The 22,657-nt window shown below is 28.8% G+C and carries 28 protein-coding genes; 17 read left to right on the top strand and 11 right to left on the bottom strand.

What is annotated here, in order from left to right:
* Positions 1-156: 156 nt before the first annotated feature.
* Positions 157-1,347: an SPOCS domain-containing protein gene (locus ARA56_RS05380; RefSeq protein WP_055264630.1), complete on the top strand. Its 1,191-nt coding sequence runs from the start codon at positions 157-159 to the stop codon at positions 1,345-1,347.
* Between the two features lie 41 nt (positions 1,348-1,388).
* On the opposite strand, the gene ARA56_RS16610 is transcribed toward ARA56_RS05380, so the two are convergent.
* From ARA56_RS16610 to ARA56_RS05355, 5 genes are all read right to left on the bottom strand, one after another.
* On the bottom strand, positions 1,389-2,195 hold the full coding sequence (locus ARA56_RS16610) for a hypothetical protein (protein ID WP_055264629.1): 807 nt from the start codon (positions 2,193-2,195) through the stop codon (positions 1,389-1,391).
* Between the two features lie 245 nt (positions 2,196-2,440).
* Positions 2,441-2,992, bottom strand: coding sequence for a DUF3794 domain-containing protein (locus ARA56_RS05370; protein WP_055264628.1), 552 nt, complete (start codon positions 2,990-2,992; stop codon positions 2,441-2,443).
* A gap of 251 nt (positions 2,993-3,243) precedes the next feature.
* On the bottom strand, positions 3,244-3,801 hold the full coding sequence (locus ARA56_RS05365; protein WP_055264627.1) for a hypothetical protein: 558 nt from the start codon (positions 3,799-3,801) through the stop codon (positions 3,244-3,246).
* Positions 3,802-4,029: 228 nt separating this feature from the next.
* The gene (locus tag ARA56_RS05360) at positions 4,030-4,401 is read right to left on the bottom strand and encodes a hypothetical protein (RefSeq protein WP_055264626.1); all 372 of its coding nucleotides are present in this window, start codon (positions 4,399-4,401) and stop codon (positions 4,030-4,032) included.
* A 390-nt stretch (positions 4,402-4,791) separates the two neighbouring features.
* Positions 4,792-5,118 (bottom strand): winged helix-turn-helix transcriptional regulator, encoded by a 327-nt coding sequence (locus tag ARA56_RS05355; protein WP_055264625.1) that lies wholly within the window; start codon positions 5,116-5,118, stop codon positions 4,792-4,794.
* A 143-nt stretch (positions 5,119-5,261) separates the two neighbouring features.
* Here ARA56_RS05355 and ARA56_RS05350 point away from each other — a divergent pair, with 143 nt between their 5' ends.
* The 3 genes from ARA56_RS05350 to ARA56_RS05340 all read left to right on the top strand — a co-directional run bounded on the left by ARA56_RS05350 (position 5,262) and on the right by ARA56_RS05340 (position 6,554).
* Positions 5,262-5,666 carry a pyridoxamine 5'-phosphate oxidase family protein gene (locus ARA56_RS05350; protein WP_055264624.1) on the top strand — a complete coding sequence of 135 codons (405 nt, stop codon included), beginning with the start codon at positions 5,262-5,264 and terminating at the stop codon, positions 5,664-5,666.
* Between the two features lie 67 nt (positions 5,667-5,733).
* Complete coding sequence (locus ARA56_RS05345; protein WP_055264623.1) at positions 5,734-6,162, top strand: YybH family protein; 429 nt, start codon at positions 5,734-5,736, stop codon at positions 6,160-6,162.
* Between the two features lie 98 nt (positions 6,163-6,260).
* Positions 6,261-6,554: a Dabb family protein gene (locus ARA56_RS05340; protein ID WP_055264622.1), complete on the top strand. Its 294-nt coding sequence runs from the start codon at positions 6,261-6,263 to the stop codon at positions 6,552-6,554.
* Between the two features lie 89 nt (positions 6,555-6,643).
* Here the strand turns inward: ARA56_RS05340 and ARA56_RS05335 are convergent, their stop codons facing one another.
* From ARA56_RS05335 to ARA56_RS05325, 3 genes are read right to left on the bottom strand one after another with little or no spacing between them, the layout of a single operon-like run.
* On the bottom strand, positions 6,644-8,533 hold the full coding sequence (locus tag ARA56_RS05335) for a PTS fructose transporter subunit IIABC (protein ID WP_055264621.1): 1,890 nt from the start codon (positions 8,531-8,533) through the stop codon (positions 6,644-6,646).
* A 17-nt stretch (positions 8,534-8,550) separates the two neighbouring features.
* Positions 8,551-9,456: a 1-phosphofructokinase gene (pfkB, locus tag ARA56_RS05330; protein ID WP_055264620.1), complete on the bottom strand. Its 906-nt coding sequence runs from the start codon at positions 9,454-9,456 to the stop codon at positions 8,551-8,553.
* Positions 9,456-10,208, bottom strand: coding sequence for a DeoR/GlpR family DNA-binding transcription regulator (locus ARA56_RS05325; RefSeq protein WP_055264619.1), 753 nt, complete (start codon positions 10,206-10,208; stop codon positions 9,456-9,458). Before ARA56_RS05325 ends, pfkB begins: the two co-directional genes overlap by 1 nt.
* Before the next feature lie 454 nt (positions 10,209-10,662).
* On the opposite strand from ARA56_RS05325, the gene ARA56_RS05320 reads away from it, so the two are divergent.
* The 7 genes from ARA56_RS05320 to ARA56_RS05295 all read left to right on the top strand — a co-directional run bounded on the left by ARA56_RS05320 (position 10,663) and on the right by ARA56_RS05295 (position 16,234).
* A complete protein-coding gene (locus ARA56_RS05320) occupies positions 10,663-11,448 on the top strand; it encodes a GDSL-type esterase/lipase family protein (protein WP_055264618.1) in 786 nt (261 codons plus the stop codon).
* A 134-nt stretch (positions 11,449-11,582) separates the two neighbouring features.
* On the top strand, positions 11,583-12,089 hold the full coding sequence (locus ARA56_RS05315) for a DUF4358 domain-containing protein (protein WP_055264617.1): 507 nt from the start codon (positions 11,583-11,585) through the stop codon (positions 12,087-12,089).
* Positions 12,090-12,112: 23 nt separating this feature from the next.
* A complete protein-coding gene (locus ARA56_RS05310) occupies positions 12,113-13,063 on the top strand; it encodes an MBOAT family O-acyltransferase (RefSeq protein ID WP_341380094.1) in 951 nt (316 codons plus the stop codon).
* A 165-nt stretch (positions 13,064-13,228) separates the two neighbouring features.
* Positions 13,229-13,519, top strand: a complete 291-nt coding sequence (locus tag ARA56_RS17080) for a hypothetical protein (protein ID WP_341380092.1) — start codon at positions 13,229-13,231, stop codon at positions 13,517-13,519.
* A 15-nt stretch (positions 13,520-13,534) separates the two neighbouring features.
* Complete coding sequence (locus ARA56_RS16935; protein ID WP_055264616.1) at positions 13,535-14,104, top strand: hypothetical protein; 570 nt, start codon at positions 13,535-13,537, stop codon at positions 14,102-14,104.
* An 8-nt stretch (positions 14,105-14,112) separates the two neighbouring features.
* Positions 14,113-14,727: a DHHW family protein gene (locus tag ARA56_RS16930; RefSeq protein WP_341380172.1), complete on the top strand. Its 615-nt coding sequence runs from the start codon at positions 14,113-14,115 to the stop codon at positions 14,725-14,727.
* Positions 14,728-14,884: 157 nt separating this feature from the next.
* On the top strand, positions 14,885-16,234 hold the full coding sequence (locus ARA56_RS05295; RefSeq protein ID WP_055264614.1) for a [Fe-Fe] hydrogenase large subunit C-terminal domain-containing protein: 1,350 nt from the start codon (positions 14,885-14,887) through the stop codon (positions 16,232-16,234).
* Between the two features lie 215 nt (positions 16,235-16,449).
* On the opposite strand, the gene ARA56_RS05290 is transcribed toward ARA56_RS05295, so the two are convergent.
* Both ARA56_RS05290 and ARA56_RS05285 read right to left on the bottom strand, forming a co-directional pair.
* The gene (locus tag ARA56_RS05290; RefSeq protein WP_055264613.1) at positions 16,450-16,884 is read right to left on the bottom strand and encodes a MarR family winged helix-turn-helix transcriptional regulator; all 435 of its coding nucleotides are present in this window, start codon (positions 16,882-16,884) and stop codon (positions 16,450-16,452) included.
* Between the two features lie 62 nt (positions 16,885-16,946).
* Positions 16,947-18,713, bottom strand: a complete 1,767-nt coding sequence (locus ARA56_RS05285; protein ID WP_070205658.1) for an FUSC family protein — start codon at positions 18,711-18,713, stop codon at positions 16,947-16,949.
* A 233-nt stretch (positions 18,714-18,946) separates the two neighbouring features.
* Here ARA56_RS05285 and ARA56_RS16605 point away from each other — a divergent pair, with 233 nt between their 5' ends.
* The 6 genes from ARA56_RS16605 (at position 18,947) to ARA56_RS05265 (ending at position 21,167) form a co-directional block, all read left to right on the top strand.
* A complete protein-coding gene (locus ARA56_RS16605) occupies positions 18,947-19,111 on the top strand; it encodes a spore coat associated protein CotJA (RefSeq protein ID WP_148315745.1) in 165 nt (54 codons plus the stop codon).
* A gap of 13 nt (positions 19,112-19,124) precedes the next feature.
* Positions 19,125-19,373 carry a spore coat protein CotJB gene (locus ARA56_RS05280; protein WP_055264612.1) on the top strand — a complete coding sequence of 83 codons (249 nt, stop codon included), beginning with the start codon at positions 19,125-19,127 and terminating at the stop codon, positions 19,371-19,373.
* A gap of 15 nt (positions 19,374-19,388) precedes the next feature.
* Positions 19,389-20,006 carry a manganese catalase family protein gene (locus ARA56_RS05275; RefSeq protein WP_055264611.1) on the top strand — a complete coding sequence of 206 codons (618 nt, stop codon included), beginning with the start codon at positions 19,389-19,391 and terminating at the stop codon, positions 20,004-20,006.
* A 117-nt stretch (positions 20,007-20,123) separates the two neighbouring features.
* Entirely contained in the window at positions 20,124-20,285 is a 162-nt protein-coding gene (locus ARA56_RS16395) for a spore coat associated protein CotJA (protein WP_084758968.1), read from the top strand.
* Between the two features lie 18 nt (positions 20,286-20,303).
* Positions 20,304-20,549 carry a spore coat protein CotJB gene (locus tag ARA56_RS05270; protein ID WP_055264610.1) on the top strand — a complete coding sequence of 82 codons (246 nt, stop codon included), beginning with the start codon at positions 20,304-20,306 and terminating at the stop codon, positions 20,547-20,549.
* Between the two features lie 18 nt (positions 20,550-20,567).
* On the top strand, positions 20,568-21,167 hold the full coding sequence (locus ARA56_RS05265) for a manganese catalase family protein (RefSeq protein WP_055264609.1): 600 nt from the start codon (positions 20,568-20,570) through the stop codon (positions 21,165-21,167).
* A 162-nt stretch (positions 21,168-21,329) separates the two neighbouring features.
* Here the strand turns inward: ARA56_RS05265 and ARA56_RS05260 are convergent, their stop codons facing one another.
* Positions 21,330-22,547, bottom strand: coding sequence for a BaiN/RdsA family NAD(P)/FAD-dependent oxidoreductase (locus tag ARA56_RS05260; protein ID WP_055264608.1), 1,218 nt, complete (start codon positions 22,545-22,547; stop codon positions 21,330-21,332).
* Positions 22,548-22,657: the final 110 nt, after the last annotated feature.

Raw genomic sequence — 22,657 nt, 5'->3', positions numbered from 1 at the left:
CAAGCTTTTTTATTTAACAATTTCTACAGAAACTTTATTTAATAATAAGTTGTACTCTATCTATATAATATCTATTAAATTTTCTAAATTGTAACTCTTAACATTTAAAATCATAAACTAGTATTAATACTAATCCTTCCATTGGAGGTACACCTTTTGTCTGAAAGTTCTTTAAAAGAAATTAAATTTAAGATATATGATGTTAATAGTTTTAAATATCCTAAATACTCAATTATTAATGGCATTAAAATCACTAACTTAAAGATATTTTCAAAAATTATATCTAAAAATAATATTTTAGTCTATGGGAATTATGATATAGTTATAAATTATAAAAATATAATATATAGCCACTATACTAGTAAACAATTAATTAAATATAAGAAAGTATTTTTCCATAAACCATTATATTGTAATATTTCTAAATTAGGTTTAGTTAACTCCTTAAATACTAAAATAAATTTATTGTCTAGGCCGCTTCCAATATACTCTCTTAAAAAATTTCCTTGTCCTCTTTTCTTAGACGTTAACTTATGTGAAGTAACATTATTTCTATCTATTTCAATATCAACATATAATGATAACCATCTTTTCAATTATAATGATATTAATTCTAATATCGCTAATGATTACTCAAGTGCTAATAATAATAATAATAATAATAATAATAATATAAATTTAAACAGTGATAATTCATCTTCAAACTATGATAAATGCTTAAACATAACTTCATCTCCATCAAATAACCATAACTATTTAGATAATAATATATTTGTACCTAAAGGTAATCCATTAATTATAAATAATAATGCTGAAGACCATCCATCATCATCTATTAATCTTTATCATAATATAAGTAAGCTTCCTATGAGAAAATTAATAGAAACAGACGTTATTTTAGGAAAAGGTCATTCTGAACTTTTCTTAGAAAAAATCATAGATTTATCAGATCCAATAAAACCAATTTGGAAGATTACTAAAGTAATAGCTAAAGCTGATATTACTAAAATAGACATAAGTGGTGAAAAAGCCTTTGCCAATGGATTTGTTTATATAGATATTAATTATAAAACTTATCTTTCATTAGATATGGATGCTATTAATGGAACTATTCAATATATTCACTTATCAATTCCATTTTCACTATGTATCGACTTAGTTACAGAGTATAATGATAAAATTAAAGACTCTGATGACTGTAAAGTAAGCAGCATTTATGTATCTGAAGTTCATAACTTAAGTAGGCCTACTACTCTTGATAATGAAACTATTTATAATGAGTTTAAAGGACAATTTATCGTACAAGTTACTGTTTTAGTTACAAGAACTGTAAATATTTATATATAATTCAAGGGGGGAATAATCAATTCCCCCCTTATTAAATGGTACTAACATTTATCTTCAATTTCAACAGATACGTGTTCCCATCTTACAACCTTTAAATCAATTCTTACACACATTTTTTCATGAAGACTTCCATAAACAAATACTGGTGGGTTAAATGATTCACCATTACCTTGCTTAATTTCTACTTTCTCTAGCTTATCTTCTACATGTCCTATAACTTTAGCTTTTATTACTTCCGCAAAATCTCTACATGGATCAAGCTTTCCACATTTTTTTGTATCTATATTAATACATCCTGCTAATGGAATGGCTTTAGTAATATGATCTACGCCTCCTGTTACAGTTACTCCATCATCTTGTACTGGACTTCCGCTTACAACCTTATAAATAATATTTTTATATACCCATGCATTAAATATAACCTTATCTTCACAAATTACTTTAGTATCATATACATCTACCCAGGTGTCTATAGATTCAATTAAATACAATGGTGTTCCTTGTGGAAAATCAAAATCAGCTTCTAAAAAGAAGTCCTTACAACCTGTTCCTTTTATTACTTTTGTTTGAATTACTTTTACATCATGCTTTTTATCATAGTCATGGTGTTCACACTTTCTATCATCGTAATCATGTTCGCACTTTTTGTCATAATCATGATCATCGCACTTCTTATCATATTCCTTATGGTCATACTTCTTATCATAATCATAGCAGTCTCTATCATATTCTTTATCATCACATTTACAATCATAGTCTTGATGATAACACTCTTTCATATAGTATTCTTCATCACATTCTCTTCCGTAACCTTTAGATTCTTGTATCCTATTTTTATCTGATCCCACTATCTTTCTCCTTGTTATATATTTATTGTTTTTCAAACATTATTTACTACATTGTATGCCTAAATATCTACTAATTGTTACTATTTTCTAGTTATTAACTATCTATTTTACAAATTTTATGCTTTATATAATTGAAAAAATAATTTTATTTAAATATACTCGGAATTCAAATAAAAAAAGTATTGTGCTTCAAAAAACACAATACCTTTTTTATATCTTACTTTTTTATTATATTAGTTATCTAACTAACATTCACATTTCTTATCGTCTTCATCTTCAAGATTTATAGTAATTATTTCATCAGTTACAACTTTAACTTTAATTTTAATACATACTTGTTCGCTTAATCTACTATAAGTTGGGAAAGGAATCTCAGGGTGATTAATTCCTACTAGCTTATGATTTTCCATTACACATACGTCTAATAACTTAGCTCTAATATTTTTATCACATTTTGAAATGCATTCACAATCTATTGGAATACATCCTGAAACTGGAACTACTTGAGTAATATGATTTACTGCGCCACTTACTGTATAACTACCGTCAGTACCTGCTGTTGCTGACCCTGAGCTTATCTTATAGATTACATTTATAAATAATTGTCCACTAAATATTACTGAATTACAACATTTTTCATTAACTACTTGTAAATCAACATTTTGAAGCTTTACATCTACATCTTCTACAAAAAATGGTAATGTTGGTCCTGGAAAAGTTAATATTACCTCTTTAAATATATCAGCCTTACCTGTACACAATACAACTTCTGTTTCTAATTTCTTCTCCTTAGGCATAAGAATTTTTCCTCCTTAGTACATCTTTTTAAGTTTAGTTATGCTATATTCTATTCACTTCCTATCACTTATGTCATTAATATTTAAAAAATATTTTTTTATATTTATAAATACAATTTAATTTCACAATAAAAAAACATAGTATTATACTTGCTTAAAAATATAATACTACGTCTTAGTTTAAAACATAATTTTATTCATTATTATAGTTTACCGTACTGAAAATAATACAATTTTAATAATCTAAATTACTACCATTTGCATTTTCTATCTTTATCATCTTCATCTTCAAATTTAAGAGTAACTATTTCATCAGTTACAACTTTTGCTTTAATTTTAATACATACTTGTTCTGCTATAGTTCTATAACGTGGGAAAGCAGATGTAGCATCACCTGCAAGAATATTTCTTAGAACATGACTTTCTGCTATACATACATCTATTAATTTAGCTTTAACATTTTTATCACATTTCTTAATTTTTTCACAGTTTACAGGAATGCATCCTGAAATTGGAACTACTGTAGTTCTATGATTTACAGTTCCAGTAACTGTACCATCAGCAGCTACATCTCCACGGGTCTTATAAATTACATTTACAAATAACTCTGCACTAAATATTATTGCATCACAACATTTTCCATCAACTACATCTAGAACAACATTTTGAAGCTTTACATTAACATCTTCTATAAAAAATGGAAGAGCAGTAGCTGCTGCATCTGCGAATGAAAATAGCACCTCTTTAAATATATCAGTCTTACCTTCACATAATACAACTTCTGTTTCTAATCTTTTCTCTTTAGTCATATCAAATTTTCCTCCTTTGTTTATAATTAAATCTGACTTATGATATATTCTATTCACTTACTATCAATTATGTTATTAATATTTCTATCTTTTTTAATTATTTTTTTAATTTCTCATGAATTAATAATAAAAAACCATAGTAAAGTTTTTATTAGCAAACACATTACTATGGCCAGATTTAATATATTATTTATGGATTATTTTATATCTCATAATCCTAATTTCATATTAACATTCACAGCATTTATCTTCTTTAACATCTAAATTAATATTAACTATTTCATCACTTACAACTTTAGCTTTAATTTTAATACATACTTGTTCTCTTAACTCACTATAAACCGGGATTCCAGCAGGAGTAAGTGAAGGATTCTGTAAAATATGATTTTCTAATATACATACATCTACTAATTTAGCATAGATATCTTTATCACATTTTTTAAAATTTTCACAATCAATATCAATACATCCACCTATTGGAACTATCTGAGTTTGATGTCTCATTGATCCAAAAATAGTTACAGTACCATCACCTGGCAATGCTCCCCCCTCAATAGTTTTAAAAATTACATTTATAAATAAATCTCCGTTAAATATCACTGAGTCGCACTTTCCTTTAGCTATAGTTAAATCAGTATTTTGAAGCTTTACATTAACATCTTCTATATAAAAAGGATAAGGACTAGAAAAGCTAAATAGAACTTCTTTAAATATCTCAGCTTCACCCTAACATAATACAACTTCTGTTTCTATTTTTTTATCATTAGGCATATCACTTTTTCCTCCTTAGTTTAAATTCAGACTTCACCTATGTTATATTTTATTCACTTACTAATACTTATGTTACTATATAGCCTCCTTTATATATTTCTTAAATACTTTTTATTAATACAACTACTAAAAAATAAAAAAAGAAGTTGCCTAAACAACTTCTTTTAATTTCTACAAGTGTTATCGTAAATGTTTCAGAAACTATAGCTTTAATTTTTACTATTGTCCTTCACATATCTTCTTATAATTTTCTCCCCATTCTACCATAGAGTCTAGAATCGGCTTCAAGCTATAACCTGTTTCTGTTAAAGTATATTCTACCCTTGGAGGAACCTCAGCATAAACCTTTCTCGTAAGTAGTCCACTGTTTTCCATAGCTCTCAAATTTGAAGTAAGAACTTTTTGAGTTATAGTTCCAAGAGACTTTTTTAATTCCCCAAATCTCTTAGTTCCTTCTAATAAATCGCGAATTATTAATACCTTCCAACGGTCACCAATAAGGCTTAAAGTTACTTCAACTGGACATGGAGGTAAATTTTTATTCATGCTAAAACCCCATCCTTTCACATTAGTATCATAAAGGATACTATAGCACTTTAAAGTGCTTACTATACAATTGATATCATTAGAACTATTATAATCTTGTCAAAAAAAATTTTCAATAAATCAAAAATAAGGGGGCATTCACAATGAATGAAGTAATAAAATTTTTAAATGATAATCCAGTTCAATATTTTTCAACAGTAGGTTTAGATGGCAGACCTAAGGTTCGTCCATTCCAATTCATGCTTGAAAAAGAAGGTAAATTATATTTCTGCACAAATAATGAAAAAGACGTTTATTCTCAAATTCAAAATAATCCTTACGTAGAAATATGTACATCTACTCCAAATTTTGCTTGGATTAGATTAAGTGGTAAGGCTAAATTTACTAAGGATTTAGATATAAAAAAATCTATAATAGAGCATAGTCCACTTGTTAAGTCTCTATATCAAAATGCTGAAAATCCAATCTTTGAAGCATTCTACCTTGAAGATGCCAAAGCAACCATTGCAGATTTTAGTGGAAATCCACCTGTAACATATATGCTTTAATATATCTCAATTATTAAGTTGATATTGATATCTACATTGTATACAAATTATATCTAGGAGAATTAAAATGAGAAAAGAAGAAATACAAAAAGAAATTCTATTCAAAATTTCACAATATGCAAAATCTGTAGATGAAACTGACTTAAATTTAGCATCAAAGGTATGGATGGATTCTGATGAATCTACTTTTATTCATCCTAGAGGCCATGAACATGGTTTTGAACAAATAAAAGAAAATTTTTATATTAAAACAATGAGGAATAATTTTTCTAAGAGAAACCTTAATATTTTCGATGTAAATATGCAAATTTTTAAAGACACTGTTATAGCAGAATTTTATTGGCATTTTGTTGCCCAATTTAAAAACACTAAAGAATCTCATGAAACTAAAGGTAGAGAAACACAAGTTTATATCAAAACGGAAGATAATAAATGGAGATTATTTCATGTCCATTATTCAAACATGCCAGTAACAGGAGAAAAAGAGGGATTTTAAAATATCTAGTTTAACATATTAATAATTAATAACTTATATTCTAACTATTTCTTTTATGTTATTATAAAGGTATCTGGTTTTATAAAGGAGTTGTTATTATGATTAAGCACATAATTTTATGGAATTTAAAAGAAGAACATGATAATCTTGAAACTAAACTTAAAATTAAAAATGGATTAGAAGCTTTAATTTCAAAGATTCCTGGAATAGTAGAAATAAAAGTAAACATTGAACCTATCGCTGGAAGCAATGCATCTTTAATGTTAGATAGTACCTTCGAAAATTTAGAAGCTCTTGATGTATATCAAAAGCACGAAGAACATATTAAGGTTGCTACTTTTGTAAGAAGTGTTGTATCAAATAGAGTATGTATGGATTATGAAGTTAAATAAAAAGGAAGTTGTATAAAACAACTTCCTTTTTTATATCAAACTATTTCCTACAAATTAGGTTATAGTGACGAGGCTAAATGAACTTCCTCTTAAGCTTCAATTTTCTTTTTTAATACTGCTAGTACTATCATACCAACAACTGCACCTATAGCAACTGCTGCTAAGTACATAAGTGGGTTTGAAACTATTGGAGTTACGAATACACCACCGTGAGGTGCTCTTAATCCACATCCAAATGCCATTGATAATGCACCAGCTGTAGCTGAACCTATTACACATGCAGGTATAACCTTTAATGGATCTGCTGCTGCGAATGGAATAGCTCCTTCTGTTATGAATGATAATCCCATTACATAGTTAGTTAATCCTGATTGTCTTTCTCTTGCTGTGAACTTATTCTTGAAGAATGTTGTACATAAAGCTATTGCAAGAGGAGGTACCATACCACCAGCCATAACAGCTGCCATTATATCAAATTGTCCTGTAGCTAATGATGCTGTTCCGAATACGTAAGCTGCCTTGTTGAAAGGACCACCCATATCGATTGCCATCATTCCACCTAATACTGCACCAAGTAATACCTTACTGCTTGAACCCATGCTATTTAATAGGTTAGTAATACCATTATTTAAAGCTCCTACTGGAGGGTTAATTATAAATACAATTATCGCACCAATTAGTAATATTCCTAAGAATGGATATAGTAAAACTGGTTTTAAACCTTCTAAGCTTTGTGGTAATTTACTGAATAATTTCTTTAAGCCAAGCATTAAGTAACCAGCTATGAAACCTGCTGCTAATGCTCCAAGGAATCCTGAACCACCTTCGTTAGCAAGCATACCACCAACGAAACCAACTGCTAAAGCTGGTCTATCACCAATACTCATAGCAATATATCCTGCAAGAACTGGTAACATAAATCCAAAGGCAGCTCCACCTGTTGTCTTTAAGAATGCTGCAAATGGTGTATTCATACCGAAGTTTGCTGGGTCTATTGAGTAATCATCAAATAAAAATGCTAAAGCTATTAATATACCTCCACCTATTACGAATGGTAACATGTGAGAAACACCGTTCATTAAGTGTTTGTATATTTGTCTTCCAATACTTTCTTTTTCTCCTGAATCAGCAGACTCATCGCTTCCACCTGCATGATGGTATACAGGAGCATTTCCGCTTGTAGCTTTATTTAATAATTCTTCTGCTTTGTGTATTCCGTTAGCAACCTTAGTTTGAATAACTCTCTTACCTTCGAATCTAGCCATATCAACTTTCTTATCAGCTGCAACTATTATGCATTCAGCATTTTCTATTTCTTCTTTAGTTAAAACGTTCTTAGCTCCACCTGAACCGTTAGTTTCAACCTTTATAGATATTCCCATATCTTTTGCTTTATTTTCTAAGCTTTCAGCAGCCATGAATGTGTGAGCTATACCTGTTGGGCAAGCTGTTACTGCTAAAACTCTGTATCCTGTCTTATTAGCTTTTGCTTCTTCTTCTTTTTTGTTTTCAGCTTCTAGCTTATCATTTTCTTTTGAATCTATAAGATTTAAGAATTCATCAACTGATTTAGCGTTAACTAACATATCCTTAAATTCAGGATCCATTAACATCATTGATAATCTAGCAAGTACATCTAAGTGAAGGTTGTTTTCACCTTCTGGTGCTGCTATTAAGAAGAATAGCTTTGCTGGTTCTCCATCTAGTGAATCATAATCAATCCCATCAGTTAATATCATTGCAGCAAGACCTGGTTCTTTAACCGCAGTAGTCTTAGCATGAGGTATAGCTATGTTATCACCTATACCAGTAGTGCTTAAGCTTTCTCTAGCAAGTACTGCTTTTTTATATTCTTCTTTATCACTTAATCTACCAGTAGCATCCATTAAGTCTACTAGCTTGTTTATTGCTTCTTCCTTAGTTTTAACTTCAGGATTGATAGCAATACCGTTTTTCTTTAATAAATCAGTTATTTTCATTTTTGCTTCCTCCCCTATTATTTTAATTGTGCTAATAATTCTTCTACTTTGTCTTTAGTTGCTAATCCTTCTGAGAATGCTGATGCACTTCCTGTAGCAACTCCCATTTTAAATCCGTCTTCTAATTTTTCATTTTTAATATAACCAGCTATAAATCCAGCTACCATTGAGTCTCCAGCTCCAACTGAGTTTTTAAGAACTCCCTTTGGAACATTGCTGTAAACAGCTTCTCCATTAGACTTAATTAATATTGCTCCATCTCCAGCCATTGATATAAGAACATTTTCTGCTCCCATTTCTTGAAGTTTCTTTCCGTAAGCAATAATATCATCTTGTCCATTAAGCTTTACATTAAAAAGTTCAGCTAATTCATGATGATTTGGCTTTATTAAGAATGGTTTATACTTTAATACCTTAAGTAATGATTCACCTGTTGTATCAACTATAAACTTAATTCCTCTGTTACCGAAGTGGTCCATAATTCTTTCATATATATCTACAGGTAAAGTCTTTGGAATACTTCCTGCAAGAACTAAGATATCTCCACTTTGTAACTTTTCTAATTTTGAGTAAAGTTCTTCTAATGCCTCTTCAGAAATATCTGGTCCTCCACCATTTATTTCACTTTCAACATCAGCCTTCATCTTTACATTAATTCTAGACATACCACTCTTTAACTTAACAAAGTCAGTAGAGCATCCAAACTCTTTTACTCTTCTTTCGATTTCATCACCAGTAAAACCAGCTATAAAACCAAGAGCTTTATTATCTACTCCTAAGTTGTTTAAAACTATAGAAACATTTATTCCCTTACCACCAGCATAAACATCTTCTCTAGTAGTTCTATTTACATGCCCTAGATTAAACTCATCCATCTTAACAATGTAATCTAAAGCAGGATTAAAAGTAATTGTATAAATCATTACTCATCCACCTCCACAATCTTTGTAACCTTCTTAAATCTAATATCTTCTAATTTTGTTGTAATAATACTAGTATTGCTTATTTCGCCAAAAGTTATTGAACTTACTTCATTAAATTTTGAGTTATCCGCTAGCACAAATGATAACTTACTCTTCTTTAATGCTTCTTCTTTAACCATGGCTTCTCTAATATCAGGTGTTGTAAAGCCTCTTTCAATGTCTATGCCATTTGCTCCAAAAAAACCTTTAGTAAAATTATACTTTCTTAAAGAATTAATAGCCTCAATGCCAATTATTGCTTCAGTAGTTAGTTTTAACTCCCCACCAAGAATATATGTAGTAAGATTTTTATGGATAAGCTTTTTAGCATGTCCTATCCCGTTAGTTACAAAAGTTGCTCCCTTTGCCTCTATAAAATCTATCATAAGTTCAGTAGTTGTTCCTGAATCAATATATATAAGGTCGTCATTCTTTATTAGGCTTGCTGCATATTTTGCAATTGCAATCTTATCTTCTTTATTAATGCCTTGTCTTACCTCAACTTCAAATTCAGTAGTGTTAATAAGCTTACTATTTAATGAAGTAGCTCCACCATGAACTTTCTTAAGAAGTCCTGCTTTATCAAGATAATTTAAATCTCTCCTTATAGTTGACTCAGATGCATCAAGCAGATTGATTAAATCGCTCAAATATACAACGGATTCCTTTTCTAATTTTTCTAATATCAATGCATGTCTTTCTTGAGTTAACATTTACATCCCTTCCTTAACTGAATCTCCAAATCTCCGATTTGGTCAGATGAAGTTAAGTGAAAGTCCAAATCTTTGATTTGGCTACTTAAACTTACACTATGAGTGTACTCATTCGACTTTAGGAGAAGGAGTTTCCTTGTAATTTATAATACTATTTAAAAATTCATCAGTCAATCACTTTCAGTCATTTTCATTCATTTGCAGTCATTTTCATTCATTTACATTCACCTTTAAAACCAATTGCTGCTTTACATTACATATTTTATAATACAATCCCTTAATACTCCATCAAAAATAATATAAATCCTTCATATTCCACCAAAATAAAGTATTCAACTTTACTACTTACATTCATTTTCTTTTTTGTGTTACTAAACTGTAACCCTTTTGTAACAAACTAAAAAAATATATATTCTATAATAAATCTGAAATTTATTTATATGAGGAAAAAATAATGAGAAGAAAAATATTAAGTATATTAACTTTAATAGCAGCTTTTTATCTTATGGCTACCTTTATTACAGGTATGCTTAGTGGTGTTTTTAAAGATAAAAGCTCTTATGGCAAAGATTATCTTATACAACTAGAAAATAAATCTTTAGATGAAGTGGAAGATAAAATAGAGTCATATCGAAATGAAATCTTAGCTGCTTCTAATACTAAAGAAAATGAAAGTACTGATATAGGTGATATTAATTACGCTAAATACTATGAAAATACTGTTTTCATGGGTGATTCGATAACTGAAGCATTGTCTGAATTTGCTCTGCTAGATGACTATAATGTAATTTGTAATAAAGGTGATACTGTAGTAAAAGCTATGCAAAATATAGAAAAGCTTCAAGGAATTAATCCTAAAAACTTAGTTTTATTATATGGGATGAATGATGTTATTGAATTTGATAGCAATCTTTCTGGACAAGACTCTAATACTTTTAAAGAAAAGTATATTGAACTTATTAATTCAATAAAGGAAGTACTACCAAGAACAAACATTTATTTAGTTTCTCCATTATCTGTAATGGCTAATGCAGTAGATACAAATTATAGATTAACTAATGAGAATTTAAATGAATTCAGATTGAAAGTTAGTGAAGTTGCTAATGCTACAGGATGCACTTATATAGATTTAGCCAGCATGGTAGAGGGAAAAGATTATCTACATGAGCAAGATGGAATTCACTATAAATATGACTTTTATCAGATATGGCTAAATTATCTTACTAATTATATAAAGTAGAACATAAACTTGCTATATAACAAAATTTCTTAGGTATACCCTTCTTGTTATATGGCTTTAAACTTTCACAAGATAACTATAATTGTTATACCTATTATAGTTATATATTAAATTTAAATTGAGGACTACATATTATGCATAAACATAAAAAAATAAATTTACATAAACGAAATAAATACAGAAATTATTATTTAATTGAAATTGCCATAATTATTGCTTTATTTATAGGTTTATACCCTATGTTAGGTGTTAAAACCGCTGATATGGCTAAGATTAAAAGCGATTTAGAGAAAACTATAAACCTAGATTGTGTAAATGTTGGAGATGAAAAAACCTTAAAAAATCTTTATTATATCAATAAAAATGATATTGAAGACTTCATATCTTATGCGCCTAAAAGCAATATGGAAGTTGAAGAAATATTGGTCTTAAAAACTAAGGAAGGTACTGATATATCTGAAATAAAATCAAAAATTAATAAAAGACTAGAGAAGCAAGGAGAAAGCTTTAAAAACTATAGGCCCGAAAAATATAATATTATTGAAAATGCTGTTTTAGAAGAAGAAGGACAATATTTGATTTTTATTGTGTCCGAAAATGCTTCAGCTATAAAGAAAATAATTAAAGATAACTTTAAATAAAGAAATAATTGGAGTGAGTTACTATGGTTTTTAGTAGTTTAATTTTTATATTTATATTTTTACCATTAGTTTTGGTAAGTTATTATATTGCACCTAAAAGATTAAGAAATACTATTATACTTTTAGCTAGTTTAATATTCTATGCCTGGGGAGAGCCTGTATATATACTACTTATTATGGTATCAATCCTGATAAATTATATTGGAGCCTTATTAATTGGAAAATATATCAGTGACAAGGAGAAGTCTAAATTCATTTTTATAACTTTACTGCTTATAGATATAAGTATACTCTTCTTCTTTAAATATTATGGATTTGCTATAGAAAGCTTAGGTTCTATTTTGGGCTTAAACCTACAAATTAAAAATATTGCTCTTCCCCTTGGAATATCATTTTATACATTCCAACAAGTATCTTATATAGCTGACGTTTATATGCAAAAGACAAAACCTCAAAGAAACTTAATAGACTTTGCAGCCTATATTACAATGTTTCCACAGCTTATTGCAGGACCAATTGTCAAATATAATGATGTATATAAGCAGCTTGATAATAGAAAAGAAAGTATAAATGAGTTTGGAGAAGGAGTTCAAAGATTTATTGTTGGGTTAGGTAAAAAAGTAATACTTGCAAATAATATAGGACTAATTTGGTCACAAGTTAAGGAGATTCCCTTAAATGATTTATCTGTTGTCTTATCTTGGATAGGTATAATTGCTTTTACCCTTCAAATATACTTTGACTTTAGTGGGTATTCAGATATGGCAATAGGTCTTGCTAAAATGTTTGGCTTTGATTTTCTAGAAAACTTTGATTATCCATATATCTCAAAAAGTATAACTGAATTTTGGAGACGCTGGCATATGTCCTTAGGTGGATGGTTCAGAGAATATATTTATATCCCATTAGGTGGAAATAAAAAAGGTGCCCTTATTCAAGTTAGAAATTTATTTATTGTATGGTTTTCAACATGATTATGGCATGGGGCAAGCGTTAATTTTATAGTATGGGGATTATATTTCTGAACAATTTTGTTTATAGAAAAGCTATACTTAAAGAATTTATTAAAAAGAATCCCTTCTATATTTTCACATATATATACTTTACTAATTGTAATTATAGGATGGGTTATTTTTGATATGAATACACTTCCATCTGCAATTCATTATATTAAAATAATGTTTGGTTTTGGTAACAACATATTTATTGATACAATGGCTAAATACATATTAAGTAATAATTTTATTATTCTAACTTTAGGATTAATCTGTAGTACAAAATTAATCCGCAATTATATTAATAAAATTAAATATACCTTAAAAGAAAAGGATGTATTTTTAATAGCATCAATGAATTTAATAATTCTAATAATCTCTACTGCATATTTAGTAGGGGCAAGCTATAATCCTTTCTTATATTTTAGGTTCTAAAAAGAAGGTGTTTTTATGGAAAATCAAAAAATTGACTATAAACTAAAAGTAAAAGAAAAAAAGAAAAGAAAAGTAAAGCGTAATAACAGAGCACTAAATATACTTACTTCTTTAATGTTCATAGGTTTTATTTCTATTGTAATTATTTTTAATATCCTTAAAGTAGATGAAACCTTCTCTGAAGAAGAAAATAGAACCCTTGCTACAATGCCTAAATTTACAATAAAAAGCTTCTTAAGTGGTGATTTCACAAAAGAATATACAAACTATGTAGAAGATAATTTTGCTGGAAAGAAAGGCTTTGTCAGCATTAAGTCTAATTTAGAAAAACTAGAAGGTAAAGATGAAAGTAACTCTATTTTTATTGGTAAGGATGGACAGCTATTTGAAAAATTTATAGAGGCATCACAGGAAGAAACTGATGCCAAAATAGCTGCAATAAACTCCTTTTATGAAAGATATAGCAATTTGAATATGAGCTTTATTCTGACACCTACAGCAACTAAAGTTCTTGAAGAAAAACTACCTAAATATGCTCCTAATGATGATGAGCTAGATTATATAAATAAGGTTTTTCTGGATTAAATGATAATATTATTACCATAAACCCATATGAAGCTTTAAATCAAAATAAAGATGACTACCTCTTCTATAAAACAGATCATCACTGGACAAGTAAAGGAGCATATATCGCTTACACAGTAATGTGTGAAAAATTAGGCTTAACACCAAAGTCTATTGATGATTTTGATATTGTTAATGTTACTAATTCATTTTATGGTAGCCTATCCTCTAAAATAGGTACAAAAGGCAAAGTGTCAGATAGTATTGATGTATATATTCCTAAAGAATCTGATTTTGTTGTTAATTATGTAAGTGAACAAATCAAAAGTACAAGCCTCTTTGATAGTGAATACTTAGATAAAAAAGATAAGTATTGTGTGTTTAGTGGTGGAAATCATGCATTAATAAATATAAAAACCTTAGGTGATCCAAATAAGAAATTGTTAATCATTAAAGATTCCTATGCAAATTGCTTTCTACCTTTTTTAACATCTCACTACGGAGAAATTAATGTAGTTGATTTAAGATATTATTATGATGACTTAGACAAATTAATTGAAAATAAAGAAATAACAGATGTCTTGTTCTTATATAATTCTAATACATTTAATAGTGATGATTCTATATTAAATATTGAAAATTAAATTATTCCATTACTTAAAAAACTTTAACATTGGGAAACCTTTGTTAAAGTTTTTTCTTATAAGTACATAAAATCTTTTCCTAAAATATATACTAACAATATCTACTGTTAGTTTGAACGAGCTCTCACTTTTAAATCTTTATTTATAGGAGGAAAATATGAATAGTAAATATAGTGATTTATTTGATGATTTAGTTAAATCATATTATACAGGAAATTTTGATGAGACACTTAATATGATAATGACTTGTCATGATAAATCTCCACAAGAGACATTTAAAATTATCACTTCTCTTTGTGGTGTAGATATTCCTTTTGATAATAACTTTGTATATAACTTAAAAAAAGCTATAACTAACTATGCAGTAAATAAACGTATCGTATCTAAGCTTGAAGAATGTACTACTAACTGTACTCAAGATGAAAATCATAAATTTAGATGTCAAGCTACTTGCCCTTTTGACGCTATTAAATATGATGATAAAAAACACACCACTTATATAGATCAAAATACTTGCGTTGAATGTGGATTATGTGTAGATGCATGTAAGGATGGTAAAATATTAGATAGAGTTGAATTTATACCTATTAAAGATCTTATAAATCATAATAAAACAGTAGTAGCTGCCGTAGCACCATCAATAATTGGTCAATTTGGTCCTAACGTAACAATGGATCAATTAAGAGCAGCTTTAATGAAAGTTGGTTTTACAGATATGCTTGAGGTCGCTTTTGCAGCTGATATGCTTACAATAAAAGAAGCTGTTGAATTTAATAAGCATGTTAATGGCCCTAATGACTTAATGATTACTTCATGTTGTTGTCCAATGTGGGTTGGAATGCTAAAGAAAGTTTATAAAGAATTAGTTCCTGACCTTTCTCCTTCAGTATCACCTATGGTTGCTGCAGGAAGAGTCATAAAAAAACTAAACAAAGATGCAAAGGTAGTCTTTATTGGCCCTTGCATAGCTAAAAAAGCTGAAGCTAAAGAAAAAGATATAGCCGGTGCTATAGATTTTGTATTAACATATCAAGAACTAGATTCAATATTTCAAATTTTAGATATACATCCTGAAGAACTCCAAGGTATTCCAAGTGTTGAGTACGCATCTAAAGGAGGCCGATTATACGGAAGAGCTGGGGGAGTTTCAGTTGCTATAAACGAAATGGTTGAAGAATTATATCCTAATAAAAGTGAGCACCTTAAAGCTGTTAAAGCTGATGGTGTAAAAGCTTGCAAAGAGCTATTGGATAAAGCTATGAAGGGTGAAATAGATGGTAACTTTATAGAAGGCATGGGTTGTATCGGCGGTTGTGTTGGTGGACCTAAAGTACTTATTCCTAAAGAAGAAGGTACAATGGCAACAAATAACTTTGCTTTTTATTCCCCTATAAAGATTGCTGCTCATAGCTCAACTCTAGATGATGTATTAGGAGAATTAGGCATAAACTCTCTAAAAGACTTTGAAGACGATGATAAAATATCAATACTTCATAGAACATTTTAAATAAAGTTTAAAGCACTTTGGTGAAAAGTTTGACTTCGTCAAAGGGGAAAATGTCACTGGCGTGACAGTGAAAATAATGCCTATAGCAATAGTGAAAAGTGTCTACATTAGTACCTTTCACTTTAACTTAAGTTAACTTTTCCCCGCTACGTTAGTAGCCTTTTCACTTCGATGAAGTCGACCTTTCACCTGTGAGCTTCGCGAACAATTTATTTCTATTTTCCTTCAATTTTGTTTAATATCTTTCTTAAATCTACTATCATTTCATCCATATCTTCTTCACTACAATTACTAAATATATTTTCAAAGCTACTACTCATATTACTCTTAAATGTATTAGCAAAATCTAATCCATTTTTAGAGAATTTTATATAAGTATTTCTCTTATCATCTTCTCTTTTTTCTTTTTCTAAGTAACCTAGTTTTTCTAGTCTTTGTACTATTCCCGAAACAGTACCTTTCGCTAAAGACATTTCTTTACAAAGCTCTGTAATAGTCATTTCTTTTTTGTGAGCAATTAATTGAATAACCATACATTGTTGATGAGTTAAGCCGCTCTCCCTAAGATTATCACTAATTATATTAGTAGTTTTCGAGTATAATTCCTTTATCATCATAGCAGCCCTAAACGCTTTGTTTTTTCTTTCCATAATATGTGTATCTCCCACTCTTTAAAGTAATGCTACTTTTCCTAAATTGAACAAGTACATTGTTAGTTTAACTTCAATTTACTTATCTCTTCAAGCTTTTTTTCCTTAAATTCTTTACTTTTTCCATAAGACATAAGAATGGAATATCCTACTTCAATAGCAAAATATGTATTATCATCAATAAATATATCTACATTTTCATCTCCATATTGTATATTTCTAAGATATAGCTTTTGATTCATAAGTGTTAAATGAATAATTATATCTCTTACAATATGTATATCTCCTTCATCTTGCAAATATAATTTTCCTTCTTTGAGTAACATCTCATTATACCTTTTTACCTTTTCTTCAAGTTGTCTGATACCATCTTGTAATTTATAAGGAAATATATATTTATTTGCTATTATTACTATTAAAACTCCAACTATTACATATGCAATTCTATAAAGTAAAAGTTCATTTATATTATTACTTAATGAAGAAACCGATATAGATGCAATGGCAGCAAAAAGTGATATCTTATGATATTCCTTAAAGGCATAAAGTAAATATAATGATGCTATTAAAATTGCTATTGTTACAAATTTATTATCTATCAGATTTATAGCTACACCTGTAAATATTATAGCTATTGTATTTCCTACTACTCTATCTTTTGTCTTCTTTAATGTATCCTCGTAATACGGTTGTATCACTGACATAATAGTGATTATTGCCCATATTATTTTATAAAATCCTAAAATTTCTCCTATGAAAAGTGATAAAGTTAATGTTATAGCCATTCTCATGGCAAACTTAAATCTTATACTATCCTTTCTAAAGTATTCTTTAAAAGTATATCTAGTTTTATCTAGATAACTTCTTTGCCATTTTTCATATACCTTATTTATTTCTCTTCTATCTACTGCATTTAATGAATTAATATTTTTGCTTAAATTAATTAAAATAACTGATATTTCATATCCATACTTTGCTTCTTTAATATATTTATTTACATATCTATTTGTTTCGTTAACTACTTGTTCTACGTTTATATTTCCATTAGAAAATTTCTTGATTTGTTCTAACAAGCTAATTAACTCTTCAATCTCTCTCTTAGTTATATCCTTATGTGAATAACCTTCTTCAATCTTTCTTAGAAAAAGATTAAGATGTTCTATATCCATAAATATCTTAAACTGAATTTGCCCTAAATTAGTTGTAAGATAATCTTTATATCTAGATACATAAACTTTATACGCTAAAGCTCTCATAATATTTGTACACTCTAGCTCTTTCTTTTTAGTATAGTTACCTTCTAATATATCTTTTAAGCCTTCTGATATTAAGCTTAGCGCCTTATATATGCTCTTTCCTAAAAGGCTTTTTTCATTTATTTCATTAACTATTTTATTACATATTACTATAACCAAAACTCCAAATATTACTGATAAATATCTTGCTGGCATTTTATTTAGAGGTACCCATGCATATTGTGTAAATGCATACAACATAATAAAAGGCTTATAAAATGTTGGGTCATATGGACTTGTTATAGTGTACATAATTAAAAATATACTTATAAAATTTATAAAAATTCCTATAAATATATTTAATCTTGAAATATAAGCTAATGTTACAATAATTAAATCCATTAATATTATCCTAATTGTTTTATTAAAAGTCTTTACCTTAAAATTTTGTCTCCCAAGTACCGCTGATGTTAAAGCTATAGGAAAAGCAAGCATTATATTCTTTTCACCAAAAAGAATTCCAACTCCAAACATAGTAAGTACTGCTATTGTTCCATTTTTCAACATACTATACGTATTAATCCCTTTAAACATATCTTTTTCTCCTCATAAGTTAACTTGATATAATTTAAAACATTTTATATTAACTATTATTAGCAAGTATCTCTATTTATTTTCATTCAGTTACAAGAATATATATTGCTTTTACTAAAAAACTCTAAAAAATTATATATTTTCGATATTTTTCCTCCATTTATGCCACACTTTCTCATATTTTGTATAAGATATAGTATATATAAATTCATTAAGGAAGGTTTAGTAAAAAAATGAAAATTAAAGACCCAAATTTAACTAATAATGAATATGCAAAAGCATGTATAGCACTTCAAAAATATGAAAATTTACTCTCAACTACTGAAGCTTTTAAGCTAGGTACAATATTTAGAGATCTTCGTAGCTCATATGAAGAAACTGAAACAGTAAAGAAATAGAGAGGTGAATATTATGTACGACAATCCATTAGTAATAGATATTATGAAATACATGTTTTATGCTGTAGATCTTAATTTATATTTAGATAACTTCCCTGAAAACTCAAAAGCCACAAAAGATTATAAAATGATTTCTGAAAAACTTGATTGTTTAATTCGTCAATACGAAGAAACTTATGGGCCATTGACTAACTTTGGTTCTTCTTCTATAGAAGACCCTGAAAAATGGACATCATGTCCTTGGCCTTGGGAAAATAAATAGGAGGAGAATATATTAATGTGGTATTACGTTAAAACATTGGAATATCCAATAAATTTAAAATCAAAAGATCTTAAAATGGCTAAATTTCTTGTTTCTCAATATGGTGGACCTGATGGTGAATTAAGCGCTGCCCTTAGATATTTAAATCAACGTTTTACAATGCCAACTTGTAAAGCAAAAGCCTTATTAACTGACATTGGTACAGAAGAAATGGCTCACGTTGAAATGATAGGAACTATGGTATATCAATTAATGTCAAATGCTACACTAGATGAATTAGTAGAGGCTGGTCTTGGTGGTCATTATACAGACCATGGAAGAGCTTTATTCTATACTGATGCAACTGGTAACCCTTGGACTGCAACTTATATTCAAGCTAAAGATGATGTAGTTGCTGATTTATACGAGGATATGGCTGCTGAACAAAAGGCAAGAGCAACATATGAGTGGCTGATTAACTTAACTGATGACCAAGAGATTAAAGAGATATTAAGATTTTTAAGAGAAAGGGAAGTTGTGCACTTCCAAAGATTTGGTGAAGCCTTAATGAATGTACAAGATCACTTCTCATCAAATCCAAATTACTGCTGCGAAAAAAGAACTATAGTAACTGCAGACGACTATATAAGATAATTGTTAATATATGCAAAAAGGAGCTGCTAAGTCAGCTCCTTTTTATATCCTTATGTAACACATTTTTTCTTTTTTCATATTATATATTATAAATTTTACAAAAGGAGATTGATTTTTATGAATACTGAAGAAAAAAAAGCCAATCCACTAAAGAGACTTGAATATGGAAGAGCTTATATCGTGCCTCAAAAATATGAAAATCTACTTTCACTTACTGCTGCTATAAAATCAGGAACAATTTTCAGGGACCTTATCCGTCCATATACTGAAACTGAATAAAAAGTGAGGTGATTAATTATGAGTGAAAATCCATTATTAGTTGAAATTATGAAATATATCTTTTATGCTGTTGAACTAAATTTATATTTAGATAATTTTCCAAATAACACAGAAGCTACAGAAGACTATAGAAATATATCTGCAAAATTAGATGAACTAGTTCGCAAATATGAGAAACAATACGGTCCATTAACCAACTTTGGCTCAGCTTCATATGAAAATCCTAAAGCTTGGGTAAACTGCCAATGGCCATGGGAAAATTAACAAAGGAGGAATAATTGAATGTGGTATTATGTAAAAACTTTAGAATATCCAATAAACCTACAGTCTAAAGACTTAAAAATGGCTAAATATCTTATGTCTCAATACGGTGGTCCTGATGGAGAGTTAAGTGCAGCCCTTAGATATTTAAATCAACGTTATACAATGCCTACTAATAAATCTAAAGCACTACTAACTGATATAGGTACTGAAGAAATGGCTCACGTTGAAATGATTGCTACTATGATTTATCAATTAATGTCTAATGCTACACTAGCTGAACTAGAAGATGCTGGACTTGGTGGACACTATGTAGACCATGGAAGAGCTTTATATTATGCTGATGCTCAAGGTAACCCTTGGACTGCAACTTATATTCAAGCCAAGGATGATGTAGTAGCAGACCTTCATGAAGATATGGCTGCTGAGCAAAAAGCAAGAGCAACTTATGAATGGTTAATTAATTTAACTGATGAAGAAGAAATTAAAGAAATTTTAAGATTTCTAAGACAAAGGGAAATTGTTCACTTCCAAAGATTTGGGGAGGCTTTAATGAATGTTCAAGACCATATAACACAAAACGGTTCTAAAGTATATTACCCTAAAAATGATATATGTTAATATAAATAACCTATAATTTGTTAGTTTTAATAGGTTATAATTTTCTCTAATAAATATCCGTATTTTATATCTATAAAATTATAAATTAAATTATATAAAGACAGATAGCTCAAAAAAATAAGGGGGCTGTTTATTTCAGCTCCCTCCTCTACCGATTAACTCTTAATAATCACTTCCTGCTAAAGTTCCAGTTGAAAATGCAATCTGAAGATTAAATCCACCTGTTTCTGCATCAACGTCTATTACTTCTCCTGCAAAGTATAAGCCTTGAATAAGCTTAGATTCCATAGTTGAAGCATCTATTTCCTTAACTGCTACCCCTCCTGAAGTTACTTGTGCAGCCTTTATTGATAAAGTTTCTCTCACTGTAAGCTTCATTTCTTTTATAAATTCTATAAGTTTCATTTCATCTGCTTTTTTAAGCTCTGCTGCTTTAGTAGTAGTTAAGCCTAAGTTTTCTATAATCTCCTTTAAGAAGCTTTGAGTTAATAAACCTTTCATATTATTTAATACTGTCTTATTAGGGTTACTTCTTATTAAGGCTGATATCTCTTCCTTACTCTTATCTCTTAAGAAATCTAATGTAACTTCTATTTCTCCATTTTCTAAAGCTTTATTTATATATGATGAAAGTATTAATACTCCTGGTCCTGATATACCAAAATGAGTAAATATCATATCCCCTGTTACTTCAATCTTTTTCTTCTTAACCTTAGCTCTAAATACTACATCTTTCATTGAAATACCTTGAAGTCTTTTTACAAATTCCTCTTTTATTACAAGAGGAACTAAAGCTGGATATAATTGATTAATCTTATGTCCATGTCTTTCTAAAACCTCAAACATGCTTCCATCTGACCCTGTCACTGGAAAGCTCTTTCCACCTGTAGTTATTATTACTTTATCTCCATATATTTTATTATTATCATCAGTTACTACACCTTTAATAATGCTGTCCTCTACTATTAAATCGGTAACCTGTTTATTGTATAAAATCTTTACTTTAGCTTTAGCTAAGTTATTTTTTAATAATTCTATAAAATCCTCTGCCTTATCACTACTTGTATATACTTTATTATGATTATCGTACTCTACCTTATATTCAAAGTTACATTCATCAAGATAAGCTAAAAGATCTTCATTAGTAAAGTTATAAAATGAACTATATAAAAACTTACTGTTATTTACTACTCTATTAAAGAACTCTTCAATATCTCTTTTATTTGTGATATTACATCTTCCTCCACCAGTTAACTTAAGCTTTTTACCTATTTCATTATTTCTTTCTATTAATATAACATCATTATTCTTAGCTGCATTTAACGCTGCCATTATTCCTGCAGGCCCTGCTCCCACTACAATAACTTTTTTCTTATCCATCATTAGTTCCTCCAATATCCGACTACTTATAATTATTGCTTATACTTTTATTAATTATAACATTATGTTGATAAATTTCGTATTATAAAGAATTTTTATATGCATTTATT

Origin of the sequence: Clostridium disporicum, assembly GCF_001405015.1 — a bacterium.
GTDB lineage: Bacteria > Bacillota > Clostridia > Clostridiales > Clostridiaceae > Clostridium > Clostridium disporicum_B.
Note: the sequence above shows the minus strand (reverse complement) of the source record. Positions and strands in the feature narration are given on the sequence as shown.

Coding starts and splice junctions, on each gene's coding strand:
- ARA56_RS05370 (WP_055264628.1), bottom strand. CDS start 2,992: ATGCCTAAGGAGAAGAAATTAGAAACAGAAGTTGTATTGTGTACAGGT.
- ARA56_RS05365 (WP_055264627.1), bottom strand. CDS start 3,801: ATGACTAAAGAGAAAAGATTAGAAACAGAAGTTGTATTATGTGAAGGT.
- ARA56_RS05355 (WP_055264625.1), bottom strand. CDS start 5,118: ATGAATAAAAATTTACCTCCATGTCCAGTTGAAGTAACTTTAAGCCTT.
- ARA56_RS05350 (WP_055264624.1), top strand. CDS start 5,262: ATGAATGAAGTAATAAAATTTTTAAATGATAATCCAGTTCAATATTTT.
- ARA56_RS05345 (WP_055264623.1), top strand. CDS start 5,734: ATGAGAAAAGAAGAAATACAAAAAGAAATTCTATTCAAAATTTCACAA.
- ARA56_RS05340 (WP_055264622.1), top strand. CDS start 6,261: ATGATTAAGCACATAATTTTATGGAATTTAAAAGAAGAACATGATAAT.
- ARA56_RS05335 (WP_055264621.1), bottom strand. CDS start 8,533: ATGAAAATAACTGATTTATTAAAGAAAAACGGTATTGCTATCAATCCT.
- pfkB (WP_055264620.1), bottom strand. CDS start 9,456: ATGATTTATACAATTACTTTTAATCCTGCTTTAGATTACATTGTTAAG.
- ARA56_RS05325 (WP_055264619.1), bottom strand. CDS start 10,208: ATGTTAACTCAAGAAAGACATGCATTGATATTAGAAAAATTAGAAAAG.
- ARA56_RS05320 (WP_055264618.1), top strand. CDS start 10,663: ATGAGAAGAAAAATATTAAGTATATTAACTTTAATAGCAGCTTTTTAT.
- ARA56_RS05315 (WP_055264617.1), top strand. CDS start 11,583: ATGCATAAACATAAAAAAATAAATTTACATAAACGAAATAAATACAGA.
- ARA56_RS05310 (WP_341380094.1), top strand. CDS start 12,113: ATGGTTTTTAGTAGTTTAATTTTTATATTTATATTTTTACCATTAGTT.
- ARA56_RS17080 (WP_341380092.1), top strand. CDS start 13,229: ATGAATACACTTCCATCTGCAATTCATTATATTAAAATAATGTTTGGT.
- ARA56_RS16935 (WP_055264616.1), top strand. CDS start 13,535: ATGGAAAATCAAAAAATTGACTATAAACTAAAAGTAAAAGAAAAAAAG.
- ARA56_RS05295 (WP_055264614.1), top strand. CDS start 14,885: ATGAATAGTAAATATAGTGATTTATTTGATGATTTAGTTAAATCATAT.
- ARA56_RS05290 (WP_055264613.1), bottom strand. CDS start 16,884: ATGGAAAGAAAAAACAAAGCGTTTAGGGCTGCTATGATGATAAAGGAA.
- ARA56_RS05285 (WP_070205658.1), bottom strand. CDS start 18,713: ATGTTTAAAGGGATTAATACGTATAGTATGTTGAAAAATGGAACAATA.
- ARA56_RS16605 (WP_148315745.1), top strand. CDS start 18,947: ATGAAAATTAAAGACCCAAATTTAACTAATAATGAATATGCAAAAGCA.
- ARA56_RS05280 (WP_055264612.1), top strand. CDS start 19,125: ATGTACGACAATCCATTAGTAATAGATATTATGAAATACATGTTTTAT.
- ARA56_RS05275 (WP_055264611.1), top strand. CDS start 19,389: ATGTGGTATTACGTTAAAACATTGGAATATCCAATAAATTTAAAATCA.
- ARA56_RS16395 (WP_084758968.1), top strand. CDS start 20,124: ATGAATACTGAAGAAAAAAAAGCCAATCCACTAAAGAGACTTGAATAT.
- ARA56_RS05270 (WP_055264610.1), top strand. CDS start 20,304: ATGAGTGAAAATCCATTATTAGTTGAAATTATGAAATATATCTTTTAT.
- ARA56_RS05265 (WP_055264609.1), top strand. CDS start 20,568: ATGTGGTATTATGTAAAAACTTTAGAATATCCAATAAACCTACAGTCT.
- ARA56_RS05260 (WP_055264608.1), bottom strand. CDS start 22,547: ATGGATAAGAAAAAAGTTATTGTAGTGGGAGCAGGGCCTGCAGGAATA.